The sequence below is a fragment of the Microbacterium sp. ZXT2-5 genome (assembly GCF_055329545.1).
The window spans coordinates 1,179,264-1,192,427 of the sequence record NZ_JBUZWD010000001.1 but is presented as its reverse complement, the minus strand read 5'-3'; the positions used below and the strand labels follow the sequence as shown (position 1 = coordinate 1,192,427).

Annotated in this window: 11 protein-coding genes and 3 tRNA genes; 8 read left to right on the top strand and 6 right to left on the bottom strand. The window is 71.5% G+C overall.

All coding sequences use genetic code 11. The features are described 5' to 3' along the window. Window positions 1-3: 3 nt before the first annotated feature. Complete coding sequence (locus tag ACZBH1_RS05180; protein ID WP_463645718.1) at window positions 4-2,190, bottom strand: alpha-galactosidase; 2,187 nt, start codon at window positions 2,188-2,190, stop codon at window positions 4-6. A gap of 67 nt (window positions 2,191-2,257) precedes the next feature. Between ACZBH1_RS05180 and ACZBH1_RS05175 the strand changes: the two genes are divergently transcribed. Beyond that, the gene (locus ACZBH1_RS05175) at window positions 2,258-4,141 is read left to right on the top strand and encodes a beta-L-arabinofuranosidase domain-containing protein (protein WP_463645717.1); all 1,884 of its coding nucleotides are present in this window, start codon (window positions 2,258-2,260) and stop codon (window positions 4,139-4,141) included. 10 nt (window positions 4,142-4,151) lie between these two features. Here the strand turns inward: ACZBH1_RS05175 and ACZBH1_RS05170 are convergent, their stop codons facing one another. Beyond that, a complete protein-coding gene (locus ACZBH1_RS05170) occupies window positions 4,152-5,171 on the bottom strand; it encodes a LacI family DNA-binding transcriptional regulator (RefSeq protein WP_463645716.1) in 1,020 nt (339 codons plus the stop codon). A gap of 90 nt (window positions 5,172-5,261) precedes the next feature. On the opposite strand from ACZBH1_RS05170, the gene ACZBH1_RS05165 reads away from it, so the two are divergent. Then, window positions 5,262-5,975 (top strand): ThuA domain-containing protein, encoded by a 714-nt coding sequence (locus ACZBH1_RS05165; protein WP_463645715.1) that lies wholly within the window; start codon window positions 5,262-5,264, stop codon window positions 5,973-5,975. An 86-nt stretch (window positions 5,976-6,061) separates the two neighbouring features. Here the strand turns inward: ACZBH1_RS05165 and ACZBH1_RS05160 are convergent. The 3 genes from ACZBH1_RS05160 to ACZBH1_RS05150 form a co-directional block, all read right to left on the bottom strand. Then, a tRNA-Phe gene (locus ACZBH1_RS05160) sits at window positions 6,062-6,134 on the bottom strand. Between the two features lie 78 nt (window positions 6,135-6,212). Then, window positions 6,213-6,286 (bottom strand) — tRNA-Asp (locus ACZBH1_RS05155). A 22-nt stretch (window positions 6,287-6,308) separates the two neighbouring features. Continuing rightward, window positions 6,309-6,381: transfer RNA gene (locus tag ACZBH1_RS05150), tRNA-Glu, on the bottom strand. A gap of 218 nt (window positions 6,382-6,599) precedes the next feature. On the opposite strand from ACZBH1_RS05150, the gene ACZBH1_RS05145 reads away from it, so the two are divergent. Then, complete coding sequence (locus tag ACZBH1_RS05145) at window positions 6,600-8,021, top strand: M23 family metallopeptidase (RefSeq protein WP_378879719.1); 1,422 nt, start codon at window positions 6,600-6,602, stop codon at window positions 8,019-8,021. 65 nt (window positions 8,022-8,086) lie between these two features. On the opposite strand, the gene ppa is transcribed toward ACZBH1_RS05145, so the two are convergent. After that, the gene (ppa, locus tag ACZBH1_RS05140; RefSeq protein ID WP_336393812.1) at window positions 8,087-8,620 is read right to left on the bottom strand and encodes an inorganic diphosphatase; all 534 of its coding nucleotides are present in this window, start codon (window positions 8,618-8,620) and stop codon (window positions 8,087-8,089) included. A 170-nt stretch (window positions 8,621-8,790) separates the two neighbouring features. Between ppa and tilS the strand changes: the two genes are divergently transcribed. The 5 genes from tilS (at window position 8,791) to hpt (ending at window position 13,123) form a co-directional block, all read left to right on the top strand. Continuing rightward, entirely contained in the window at window positions 8,791-9,786 is a 996-nt protein-coding gene (gene tilS, locus ACZBH1_RS05135) for a tRNA lysidine(34) synthetase TilS (RefSeq protein WP_452323903.1), read from the top strand. A gap of 92 nt (window positions 9,787-9,878) precedes the next feature. Further along, a complete protein-coding gene (locus tag ACZBH1_RS05130) occupies window positions 9,879-10,148 on the top strand; it encodes a hypothetical protein (RefSeq protein WP_452323904.1) in 270 nt (89 codons plus the stop codon). Then, the gene (locus ACZBH1_RS05125; protein ID WP_452323905.1) at window positions 10,145-12,043 is read left to right on the top strand and encodes an alpha/beta hydrolase family protein; all 1,899 of its coding nucleotides are present in this window, start codon (window positions 10,145-10,147) and stop codon (window positions 12,041-12,043) included. Before ACZBH1_RS05130 ends, ACZBH1_RS05125 begins: the two co-directional genes overlap by 4 nt. Window positions 12,044-12,109: 66 nt before the next feature. Beyond that, the gene (locus tag ACZBH1_RS05120; protein WP_378879728.1) at window positions 12,110-12,562 is read left to right on the top strand and encodes a hypothetical protein; all 453 of its coding nucleotides are present in this window, start codon (window positions 12,110-12,112) and stop codon (window positions 12,560-12,562) included. Between the two features lie 9 nt (window positions 12,563-12,571). Further along, window positions 12,572-13,123 (top strand): hypoxanthine phosphoribosyltransferase, encoded by a 552-nt coding sequence (gene hpt, locus ACZBH1_RS05115; protein ID WP_463645714.1) that lies wholly within the window; start codon window positions 12,572-12,574, stop codon window positions 13,121-13,123. Window positions 13,124-13,164: the final 41 nt, after the last annotated feature.

The window sequence follows — 13,164 nt, the reverse complement described above, 5'->3', positions numbered from 1 at the left end:
CCTTCAGTCGACCACCTCGACGTGCAGGACGGCCGCGCGCTCGGGGTGGAAGACGGGGAAGTCGAGCCCCACGATCCCGAGCGCGGCCCCGCTGAGCACGGGCGCCGCGGCGTCGTCGTCGCCGTCGAGCGTCGCCGCGTCGAGCCAGGCCGGCACCTGCCAGGGCGGACCCAGCGACTCGGGCGCGCTCGCCCTCAGCCGGTAGCGGCGGCTCGGGTCCAGCCCGGGAAGACGCAGGTGCGCCATCGCGTCGGCGCTGGTGGCCGGCGTGACGACGGTGTAGATCGCCTCGTCGCCGGTGGGCGACACGACGCCCCGCAGCGACGGGGCGGCGAGGTCGCTCGAGCCCGACACGGCTCGTCCGGTGGAGATGAGGTCGCGGTGACGACGCCAGCGCGCGATCCACATCGAGAGCACCTCCCGCTCGTCGTCGGTCAGCTCGCGGATGTCCCACTCGATGCCGAAGTGCCCGAGGAACGCCACGGCACAGCGATACGCGAGCGTGGAGGTGCGTCCGGTGGTGCTCGAGACCGCCGAGGCCACGTGCGATCCCATCATCTCCGGCGGCACGAGCAGGCCCGTCCAGCCGAGGATGTGGAAACGGTCGACGGGGTCGTGACTGTCGGAGGGATGGATGCGGTCGGTGCGCTCGAGGATGCCGAGGTCGACCCGCCCTCCGCCCGACGCGCAGCTCTCGATCTCGAGCTGTGGATGCCGGTGCCGCAGCTCGTCGAGGAGCCGGTACACCGCCAGAGTCTGCTCGTGGACCGCCGGGGCGCCGGTGGCCGGATGCCCGGCGTCGACGAGATCGCGGTTGTGGTCCCACTTCAGATAGCTCACGCCGATCTCGGTGACGAGGGCGTCCAGCCGGCCGAGGATGTGCGCGTACGCGTCGGGATTGGTGAGGTCCAGCACCTGCTGGAAGCGGTAGCGTGCGGGCAGGGTGTCGCGGGCGCGGAGGATCCAGTCGGGATGGGCGCGGGCGAGGTCGGAGTCCTCGTTGATCATCTCGGGCTCGACCCACAGCCCGAACTCCATCCCCAGCGAGCGCACCCGATCGGCGAGGGGCCGGAGCCCGTCCGGCCACGCGTGCGGATCCGGCTCCCAGTCGCCGAGGCCGGCGCGGTCGTCCCGTCGCCCGCGGAACCAGCCGTCGTCCAGCACGAACCGTTCGACGCCGAGGGCGGCGCCCTGTTCGGCCAGCTCGGTGATGGTTGCGGCATCCTGATCGAAGTACACCGCCTCCCACACGTTCAGGGTGACCGGTCGCGGACGCGTGCCGGCGCGATTGCGCTCCCGCAGGTAGGCGTGGAACCGAGCGGATGCCGCGTCCCACCCGTCGCCGTAGGCGCCGAAGATCCACGGGGACACGTACTGGTCACCGGCCTTCAGGCGCACCTCCCCGGGAAGGAGCAGTTCGCCGCCGCGGAACGCCAGGAAGCCGTCCGTGCGCTCCACGGCGTGCTCGTGGTCGCCGCTGAACCCCACGTGACAGAGCCATGTCTCACCGGTGTCGGCGGCGAATCCCGGCACGCCGAGGGCGAGGACGGTGGTGGCGTCCAGTCCCGTGCGGCCGCGGCGCGAGACCCGCGCATGGGTGCCGCGGACCACGGGGTGACGCTGCGGAATGCGCTCGTGAGCCCATCTGCCGCTGAAGTCGAGGATCTCGCTCGCACGCAGGGGCACCGGGAGTGCGAGCAGCGCTTCGACGACGTCCACCTCGCCCGCTCCGGTGCCGGTGTTGCGCACCCCTACACGTGTGCGCAGCAGGCCGCCAGCAGTGAGATCGATCTCCATGGTGACCGCGATGCCGGCCCACTCGTCGCTCGCCTCGACGGTGATGCCCGCCGCTCCGAGCGAGGTCGCGCCGACGGCGGCCGCGGTTCCCGCCACATGAATCGGCGCGGCGCGGAAGCGCGGAGACCATGCGCGACCCCCGCGGTGCACGCTCAGCCCGGGTCGTCCGAACCAGCCGCGCGAGTGCTCCGGGAGCACGCTGGGTCGGTACGGCACGTCGGAATCCGCCGACAATCCCGGCCGATCGTCGATGGTGGCGAGGGTGCGCAGGTCGTCGTCCGACACGTCCAGGCGTGCGCCCCAGTGCACGATCGCCGGCAGCTCGTCCTCGCGCTGGGCCACCACCAGTGACACGTCGGCGGATGACAGGTGGACCACGCGAAGTTCGCTCATACCGACCATTGTGGTGGTCGAGGTGCAGAGGAGTACAGTCAGAGATCGATCTCACCGAGGAGAAATCGTGACTGCGAACCCTGCCGCGCACCGCTCGGCCGCGCCCCGCCCTGCCGCCGACGCCCCTGGCTCGTCCGCTCCGTCCGCCACCGCCCTCGAGCCCGGCCGGATCCGGCTCACGTCCGGAACGTTCGAGAACCGCCGACGCCTCAACCGCGAGTACGTCGCGTCACTGACCGAGCGGAATCTGCTGCAGAATCACCTTCTCGAGGCCGGAGTCACCGATCAGGCGTGGCACCTGCATCCGTCGCGCGCCGACCTCGCCGACCGCGGCCTCGATCGCCACTGGGGCTGGGAGACCCCGGGGTCGCTCCTGCGCGGGCACTTCCTCGGGCACTGGATGTCGGCCGCGGCGCGCGAGGTCGCCACCACGGGCGACCCGCTGCTGCGCGGTCGCCTCGAGAACGTGGTGGCGGGGCTGGAGCGGTGCCAGGACGAGAACGGCGGCGAGTGGGTGTTCGCCACCCCCGAGTCGTTCCTGCGGCGACTGGGTGAGGGTCGCGAGACGTGGGCACCCCAGTACGCGATCCACAAGACGTTGATGGGACTGGTCGACGTGTGGCGCGATGTGGGTGATGAGCGCGCGCTGGGGATCGCGCACCGCGCGGCGGGGGCGATCGCACGGTGGGCGCGCGGGTTCGACCCCGGGAGATTCCAGCAGATCCTGGACGTCGAGACCGGCGGGATGCTGGAGGTCTGGGCCGATCTCCTCGAGGCCACCGGCGACGAGCGGTACCGGGACCTGCTCGACCGCTACTGGCACGGCACCCTCTTCGACCCGCTTCGGGCCGGAGAGGACGTGCTCACCAACATGCACGCCAACACCACGATTCCCGAGGTGCTCGGAGCCGCTCGCGCGTACGAGGTCACCGGCGACGAGCGGTGGCGCGAGGTCGTTACCGCCTACTGGCGGTCGGCGGTCGTCGAGCGCGGCACCTTCTGCACCGGCGGCCAGACCTCGGGTGAGATCTGGACGCCGCCCTTCGCTTTCGCCGCCCGTCGGGGGCCGAAGACCCAGGAGCACTGCTCGGTGTACAACATGATCCGGCTGGCGGACGTGATCTTCCGCTGGACCGGAGACGTCGAGGCGCTGGACTACATCGAGACCAACCTGCACAACGGCCTGCTCGCCCAGCAGAACCCGCGCACCGGCATGGTGGCGTACTTCCTCCCGTTCGAAGGCGGCGCGCGCAAGGAGTGGGGCAGCCCCACCGAGGACTTCTGGTGCTGCCACGGCACGCTCGTCCAGGCGCACACCCGTCATGCACAGTCAGCGGTGTACGCCGGACCGGGCGCCGCCGTGACGGTGGCGCAGTACGTGCCTGTCCGAGCCGAAATCCCCGAGCGCGACGCGCGCATCGACATCGTCCTCCTCGACGACGCGCGGTACGTCGGCCCCGACGCCAATGCCGGACCCGGCGGCGACCGCCATCGTCCGCGCGCGCTGCGCGTGCGCGTCACCGTCACGGGACGCGCGAACCGGGTGCGTCTGCGCGTGCCGGCGTGGATTTCGGCCGCGCCCCGCGTGCACACCGAGGCGTCTTGGCACCATGCCGACCGGTGGCTCGAGATCGATCATCCCGGGGGCGAGACCGAGATCGCCGTGGAGTTCCCCTTCGCCGTGCGGACGGTGCCGATTCCCGACGAGCCGTCGACGGTCGCCTTCGTCGAGGGCCCGACCGTCCTGGCGGGCCTGGTCGATCGCGAGGTGTCGCTCATCGGGGATTCCGAGGATGCGGCCACGATGCTCGCGCCCGACGACGAGCGGCAGTGGACCCAGTGGCTCGTGCGCTATCGCAGTGTGGGGCAGCCGCAGGCGATCCGGTTCGTGCCGCTGCACGAGGTGGTCGACGAGCGCTACTCGGTGTACTTCCCGGTGCGCCCGGCGTAACCACGGCGATCTAGGTCGCGGCGCGGGTGGAGCCCCGCTCGACGAGCTCGGTCGGCATGACGATCGCGTCGGGTGCCACCTCTTCGCCGGCGGCGGCGCGCGCGAGGAGCCGCACCGCGGTCGCGGCCATCTCGCGGATCGGCTGGCGGATCGTCGTGAGAGACGGATGCAGCCACCGTGCGCCTCGAACATCGTCGAAGCCGACCACGAGCACGTCGCGGGGGATGGTGAGCCTGCTGTCGGCGACGGCCCGATAGGCGCCGGCCGCCATCTCGTCCGAGCAGGCGAAGATCCCCACCGGCCCCTCGCCGCCGAGCTCCGACAGCGCCCGTGCACACGCGCGGCGAGCGTCCCACGCGCTCCAGTCCGCGCTCGTCCGCACGCACGGCGCCTGGGGCGCGAGCTCGCCCAGGGTGGCGGTGAACCCCTCGACGCGCGCTCGGCCGTAGCGGTAGGAGGGGGCGCCGCCGATGACGACGAAGCGACGGGCTCCCCGCGAGATGAGGTGCTCGGCGGCCGCCGAGCCTCCTGCCCGGTCGGTCGTGCGGACGCTCGGCAGGGGCCTCGACGCCTCGGACGGCGGCTCCATCAGCACCAGGGGGATGCCGGCGCGCTGCATCGCGACGATCTGCGCGCTCGTGGGGGTGATGAGACCGGTGACGACGCCGGCGGAGCCGCGGGAGCGGATGCGTTCGGGCCAGTCGTCGGCCGGGTCGTCCCGCTCAGCTGTCAGGACGAGGTCGTAGCCGAGCGACGAGGCGGTGGTGCGGGCGCCGGCGGTGATCTCCTCGGTGTACGGGTCGTGGAAGTGCCCGAGCACGAGGTCGAACATCAACGCGGTGCCGCGGCGCGGTCGGCCCCTCCCTCCGCCGGTGCCGGGATAGCCGAGCTCGGCGGCCGCGCGGAAGACCCTCGCTCGCGTGTCGGCGGACATCTCGCCGCGCGCGCGCAGCGCCCGCGAGGCCGTGGCGATGCTCACCCCCGCGCGCTGGGCCACCGCGCTGAGGGTCACTCGTGCGCCATCGGTCATGCAACCATTTTGCGCAAACTTCATCCGTTTCGTTTTCGTCGGCTGGCATTGTGACGGCGTAGCACCCGTCGATGCGGAGGGATGATGTCGATGACGACGACTCACGAGGGACGCCGCGCCTTGATCGTGCGCGGGGGATGGGAGGGTCACCGACCCGTCGAGGCGACCGAGGTGTTTCTTCCGTTCCTCGAGCAGCGGGGCTTCGACGTGCGCATAGAGGAGTCGAACGAGGTCTACGCCGACCGCGACGAGATGGACCGCACCGACCTGATCGTGCAGTGCGTGACGATGTCCGAGATCTCGGCCGATGCGCTCAAGGGCCTGCGCGGCGCCGTCGAGCGGGGCACGGGACTGGCCGGGTGGCACGGCGGCATCGCCGACTCGTATCGCGACAGCTCCGACTACCTGCAGCTGATCGGCGGTCAGTTCGCCACCCATCCGTCCAAGCACCCCGATGCGCGTGAGGGTGACGAGCGCGACAACTTCCTCTGCTACACCGTGGATCTCACCGAGCTCGGGCGCTCGCACGAGATCATGGCCGGCGTGGAGGACTTCACCCTTCGCACCGAGCAGTACTGGGTGCTGAGCGACGACCTCAACGACGTGCTGGCCACGACCACGCACCCCGTCCAGCCGTATCACCCCTGGCAGCGCCCCATCACCTCGCCGGCCGTGTGGACGCGCGAGTGGGGGCAGGGCCGCGTCTTCGTCGCGACTCCCGGCCACAGCCTGTCGGTCCTCCGCGACGTCAGCGTTCGCACGATCATCGAAAGAGGGATGCTGTGGGCGACTCGCAGCTCCTGACGTCGGCCCGGCTGCGGGAAAAGCGAAACCCCCGCGATGTAGAAGCTACGCGAGGGTTCCTGGGGTGACTGTAACGATCACCCTTGTGGCTCCGACCGGCATCGATCCGGTGACCTTTCGATTTTCAGTCGAACGCTCTACCAACTGAGCTACAGAGCCGCACGGTGGTTTCTCTTGCAAGACCTGCCGCGTCCTAGACGAAAGGCCCTCTTCGAGAAAAGGGCCCGTCGCTCGGAGCGACCCTGACGGGACTTGAACCCGCGACCTCCGCCGTGACAGGGCGGCACGCTAACCAACTGCGCTACAGGGCCATGCTTATTGATTTGTGTGGAGTGACCCCAACGGGATTCGAACCCGTGCTACCGCCGTGAAAGGGCGGCGTCCTAGGCCGCTAAACGATGGGGCCGGGTGAACCTTGGGGGCTCACTGCCGAGGACCAAGCATACGTAATCGCCGGGCAAAACGCGAATCGAGGGCGCGCCGCTCTTGTGGAACGTGCGGCGGAGGCGGAGACTTGCGCAGTGACCGCTGCCCGAAGCGGCGGCGGACGTGCGCAGGTGGGGGTTTGCGCATGTTACCGATGTTGCTAGTGTGAAAAGAGTGACGCCGCGAGGGGAGGGTCCGGTGCAGCTCGACGAAGTCACCGCGAAAGCCTCATCCGACGATGCCGTCGACGACTGCGGCTGCGCTCCCACTCCGCTCGAGCAGCGTCGGCTGTGGCCCTCGATGAACCGCCGCACCGCGCTCGGACTCGGCATCCTCGGCGTCGCCGCGCTCAGCGCAGGCGGCGCAGTGCTCGGGCCGCTCGTGAGCCCCGCGTTCGCCGCGGACTACCCTTCGTGGGACGACGTGGCCGCGGCCAGGGCGAACGAGGCCGCGAAGGCCGCCGAGATCGTCAACATCCAGAACCTGATCGCCGGGCTCGAGGCCGATGTCGCCTCGAAGCGGCAGATCGCGCAGCAGCTGGCCGACGAGTTCTACGTGGCGCAGCAGGAGTACTTCGATGCGGCCCTCCGCGCCGACCAGCTCCAGCAGCAGGCCGACGAGCAGGCGGCGGCTGCGCTGGACGCCACCAACAAGGCCGGACGCGTCGCCGCGCAGCTGTACCGCAACGGCGGCGACGACACGTCGCTCGAGCTCTTCTTCGCCGGGTCGGCCTCCTCGGCCGACGATCTGCTCGCGCGCCTGGGCACGATGGACAAGCTCGTCCAGCGCAACCAGGCGGTGTACGCCCAGGCCGTCACGGCACGGGATTCGGCACAGAGCCTCAGTGACCAGGCCGCCGTGCAGCGCACAGAGCGCGACCGCCTGCAGAAGATCGCCGAAGAGAAGATGGCGGCAGCCCAGAAGGCCGCCGACGAGGCGCAGGCCGCCCTCGACGCACAGAACGCCAAGCGCGGCGAGCTCGAGGCGCAGCTGGCCGCCCTCCAGGACACCACCGCCAAGACGGTCGCCCAGTACGAAGAGGGCGAGCGCGTGCGCAAGGCGGCGGAGGAAGCAGCCCGCGCCGCCGCGGCCGCAGCCGCGCGCGCCGAGGCCGAGCGCATCGCGCGCGAGCAGGCGGCCGCCGGAGGCGGGGGCGGTGGAGGCGGCGGAGGCGGCGGCGGCGGCGGCGGCGCGGTCATCGGGACCGGATGGGCTCGCCCGTCCTCCGGATGGCGCAGCTCCGGATACGGCCCGCGCACCGTGCAGTGCGGCAACAGCTACTGCTCGAGCGGATTCCACTACGGCGTCGACCTCGCCGCCGGGTGCGGGGCCGGCATCTACGCGGCATCAGCAGGACGCGTCGTCTACGCGGGCTGGAACGGCGGCTACGGCAACTACATCAAGATCGACCACGGCGGCGGCATCGGCACCGGCTATGCCCACATCCGCTCGGGCGGCATCTTCGTCGGCGTCGGCCAGTGGGTCGGCGCGGGGCAGCTCATCGCGAGCGAGGGCAACACCGGCAACTCGTTCGGCTGCCACCTCCACTTCGAGACGTACTGGAACGGCTACCCCGTCAACCCGATCTACTTCATGGCCGACCGCGGCATCTCGGTCTGAACCGCAGACCCCCCAGAACGACGAAGAGCGGATGCCTCGGCATCCGCTCTCCGCATGTGCACAGGTCAGAGCGTGTTCGGCGCGACGCCCTCACCCTGGGTCTTGGTCTGGCCTTCGTGCTCGGCGAACCGTGCGAAGGCCTCGTCGACGAGCCGCTCGGCCTCGGCCGCGTCCGCCCACTCGTCGACCTTGACCCACTTGCCGGGCTCGAGATCCTTGTAGTGCTCGAAGAAGTGCGTGATCTCTTTCTGGGTGTACTCCGGGATGTCGGCGACGTCCTGGATGTGCGCCCAGCGCGGGTCCTTGGCGAGCACGGCCACGACCTTGTCGTCACCGCCGGCCTCGTCGCTCATCTTCAGCACGCCGACGGGGCGAACCTGCGCGAGGATGCCGGGGGCCAGGTCGTGGTCGAGCAGCACGAGCACGTCGAGCGGGTCGCCGTCCTCGCCGAGGGTGTTCTCGAAGAAGCCGTAGTTGGTCGGGTAGCCCATCGGCGTGTACAGGATGCGGTCGAGGAACACCCGGCCCGTGCCGTGGTCGACCTCGTACTTGATCTTGCTGTTGCGCGGGATCTCGATGACGGCGTCGTACGCGCCCATAGCGGTGCTCCTTCGAAGACTGTGGATTGCCGCGACAAGCCTAGTTCCGGTGCTCGGCCGGTCCCTAACTGCTCAACGTCGTCGCGAATCCGGGCGACACGCCGGTGCGCACCCCCGCGACGCACGGATCCTCGCGAGCGCGCGCGGCCTCGGCCGGTACCGTGGGTCGCGTGACCGACCGCCGACCCGGACTCGACCCCGCCGTCGCCGAGGTGCGACTGGCGGTCCGCCGCGCCCTCACCGGCCTCGCGCAGGGCTCGACGGTGATCGTGGCGCTGTCCGGCGGGGCCGACTCGCTCGCGCTGGCCGCCGCGACGGCGTTCGAGGCGCCGAAGCTCGGGCTGCGGGTGGCCGCGGTGATCGTGGACCACAGGCTTCAGGACGGATCGGCGGATGCCGCGGCCGCCGCGGCCCGGCAGGCCGAGGCGCTCGGGCTCGGGGCGCACGTCACCCGGGTCGAGGTCGGAGACGCGGGCGGGCCGGAGGCGGCTGCCCGCGACGCGCGCTACGGCGCGCTGCGCGCCCACGCCCGCGCGGCGGGGGCCACGGCCATCCTCACCGGTCACACGCTCGACGACCAGGCCGAGACGGTGCTGCTGGGCCTCGCGCGGGGTGCCGGGGCCACGAGTCTGCAGGGGATGGCGGATGCCGCGGATCTCGACGGCGTCGCGCTCCTGCGCCCGCTGCTGGGCGTGCGGCGGGCCACCACGCACGCGGCCTGCGCGGCCGCGGGGCTGACGCCCTGGCACGACCCGCACAATGCCGACGCCCGCTACGCGCGGGTGCGCGTGCGCCAGACGGTGCTGCCGGTGCTGGAGGCCGAGCTCGGGCCGGGCATCGCCGAGGCGCTCGCGCGCACCGCGGCCCAGCTGCGCGAGGACGCGGAGGCCTTCGACGAGATGATCGACGAGACCATCGAAGACCTCGTCGAGCATGCGGAGGCCGGCATCTCGGTCTCGGCCGCGGCCCTCGCCGCGAATCCCGCCGCTCTCCGCCACCGCATCATCCGTCATGTCGTGTCCAGCGAGTTCCACGAGAGCCTGACGCGCACCCAGACCCTCGAGGTCGCACGGCTCGTGACCGACTGGACGGGTCAGGGCCCGATCGATCTGCCCGGATGCCGCGCCCGCCGCGTGGGCGGCCGGATAGAGTTCACCGCCCGCTGACGCCGCGATCGCGGGGCCGGCGCTACGCCTGCGGACATGGGGAAATGTACCCCTCGGCCGCTGGATCCGACCCCGCTAGCGTGTGTCGAGACATGGCCGACGTCGCATTCGAAGACTCCGACTTCGCCGCGGCGACCTCGCACCTCACGCGGGCGGGAGTCGCCCCGGTCGACCCGTTCTGCCCGTCGCTCGCCGCCGTCGGCTCCGACGTCGTGGCGTCCGCGGTCGGCGACGTCGACGCACTGATCCGCCAGGCCATGAGCGCGCTGGCCGGGGTCGCGGCGGAGCTGTCGGCGGACGTCGACACCGTGCACACCGAGCTGCGCGCCCTGGATGCCCGGATGGCGGGGGCCGGCGCATGAGCCTCCCGGGCCTCGCCGCCGATCCCGGCGAAGGAAGCGTCGACGCCATCCGCGACCTCGCGGGGCTCTTCCGGGGCCGCGCGGCCGTCGAACGGGACCAGAGCGCATCCGCCCGCGCGGCGCTCGCGGCGCTCGCCGCCGTGACGGCTCGGAGCGTCGACGCGCTGCGGCCGCGCGTCACGGTCGCCCAGGGGCGGTTCACGGCCGTCGCCGACGCGGCCGACGAGGCGGCGGGGGTGCTCGACGGCTACGCCGACGCCGTCGCCGACCTCCAGCGCCGCGCGGAAGCCGCGCTCCAGCGGGCCGCGGCCGACCACGCGGCGATCGGCTCGCGGCGGGAGGCGGCTCTCGATGCGGCGTCGGAGTTCGTGGTCGGGTGGGCACTGGACTGGGACGACGTGCTGCCGTCGTGGCTGTACATCGACGACCCGTCGCTGCTCCACAGCTGGCAGGCCGCGATCGACGACTACCGGTCGTCGCGCGCCGCGTACAACGCTCTGCGCGAGGAGCGGGACCGGCTCGACGACGACACGGCCGCCCGGCTCGCGGCGATCCCGCTCATCACCGAGCTCACGCACGACGGCGCGGTGGGCAGGGGCGGGTTCGTGGCGGCGACCGCGCTGTGGGCGGGTGACACCGACGCCGTGACGGCGGAGCAGATCGCCGCGCTCGCCGATCCGGGTCTCGTGCGGCAGGTGTGGGACAGCCTCAGTCACGCCGAGCGGGAAGCGCTGATCGCCGGCGCCCCGCACGTCATCGGCAACCTCGACGGGGTCCCCATCGGCGACCGCGTCGCCGCGAACCGCCTGAACATCGAGGACGAGATCGCCGCCCGGCGCGCCGAGATCGAACGGCTGCAAGCCGCCCGCGACGCGGCGCTCGGCCGCGCGTATCACAGCCGCGACGCCGTCGAGCAGGCGTACGGGGCGCTCATCGCCGAGCAGCAGCGCCTCATCGACGCGTACGAGGGCCTCCTCACGCAGGAGATCCAGGTCATCGACGCGTCCGGTGCGAGCCGCACCGAGATCGGCGCCCGCGTCGTGGTCTTCGACCCGGCGCGTCAGGCGATCGCCACGTATCACGGCCCGCTCGACCCGGTCACCGGTGACATCCCGGCGTGGGTCACGTCCGTCGCCGTCTCGGTTCCCGGCACCGGCTCGGACATGACCGCGTTCGGAGACGCCCGCGCGGCCGACCTGCAGGCGGCGGCCGGTCGCACGTCGGCGGTGTTCCAGTGGGCCGGTGGCGCGTTCCCGCAGTCCATCCCCGAGGCCATGAGCACGTCGTACTCGCACGCCCTCGCTCCGCGCCTGCGGGACTTCACAGCGGGGATCGTGGTCCCGGCGGGCGCGACCACGACGGTGCTCGGGCACAGCTACGGCGGGGCGACGGTCGGCCTCGCCGAAGCCGCCGGCCTCCGCGCCGACCGCGTGCTGTACGTCGCCGCTGCGGGCATGGGCGACGGCGTCTCGGGCGTCGCCGATTTCCCGCATACTTCAGACGTGCCCCACTACGCGATGATGAGCCGCAACGACATGGTCGTGGGGCTCATCCAGGGTCGCGAGGGCGATCTCCACGCGCTGCACGGGCAGTCCACCCTGACCGCCGACGGCGTGATCCGGCTGGAGACGGGCGTGATCGACGCCGCTCGCGCCGACAGCGACGACATCGAGGACTACAACGTCCCGGGCAACGGCACGCCGAGCGCCATCGACAGCCACAGCTCGCTCTACACGCCCGGGTCGACGGCGTTCGAGAACATCGTGGCGGTCATCACCGGCGGCGATGCCGAGGTGTTCGCCGACGACGAGATCGTCGTCGCCGGTGGCCGCCCCATCGTGATCGACGGCATCGACCGCGACGACTACGAGCCGGTCTACACGGAGGTCGACTGAGGCATGCGCCGACTCCTCGCCGCCGCCGCCGCGGTCTTCTTCGCACTCGCCCTCGGAGGATGCAGCATGACGCCAGAAAGCCGGCTCGACGAGTACCACGCTGAGGCCGATCGGCTTCTCGAGGACACCGTCGCGCTGATCCCCGACGACCTCGCTCCCGCCTCGGGCTTCAGCGAGTCCGAGCCGCGCTTCGGCCCGAGCGAGGGATCAGCTGCGGCATCCGATCCCGCCTGGTGGCAGGCGCGCGAGAGCGTCAACCTGGCTCCGCAGACGGATGCCTCCGCCGACGCCGCCGCGGCGATCGCGGCGTCACTGGAGTCCGACGGGTGGCGCCAGGCCCGCGTGCGCGAGACCGAGGGCGGGGACCGCATCGCCGACGGCTTCCGGCGCGAGGTGGACGGCGACCAGTGGTACATCGAGGTCACCTGGGTCAGGACGAGACCCGAGATGGCGGAGGTCGTCGAGGTCCTCGTCGTAAGCCCTCAGACCGTTCGCGGCTCGGCCGCCACCGCCCCGTAGACTCGTCGCATGCGTGCGGCAGACGTCTCCAGCCAGATCACGGAAGTCCTCGTCACCGAGGAGGAGATCCAGGCCAAGCTCGAGGAGGTCGCCGCCCGGGTCGCCGAGGACTACGAGGGCAAGGACCTCCTGCTGGTGGGCGTCCTCAAGGGCGCCGTCATGGTCATGGCCGACTTCTCGCGGGCACTGAAGATGCTCGCGCCGATGGACTGGATGGCCGTGTCGTCCTACGGTGCCGGCACGAAGTCCAGCGGCGTCGTGCAGATCCGCAAGGACCTCGACACCGACATCCTCGGCAAGCACGTGCTCATCGTCGAGGACATCATCGACTCCGGTCTGACCCTCAGCTGGCTGCTGGAGAACTTCGCGGCCCGCGGCGCGGCATCCGTCGAGGTCTTCGCCCTGCTGCGCAAGCCCGAGGCGGCCAAGGTCGAGGTGCGCTGCAAGTACGTCGGCTTCGACATCCCGACCGAGTTCGTCGTCGGCTACGGCCTCGACTACGCCGAGCGGTACCGCAACCTCCGCGACGTCGCCGTGCTGGCCCCGCACGTCTATTCCTGAAGCCCCCGCCGATTACGCCCGGGGCGAATGCACAGTCAGCG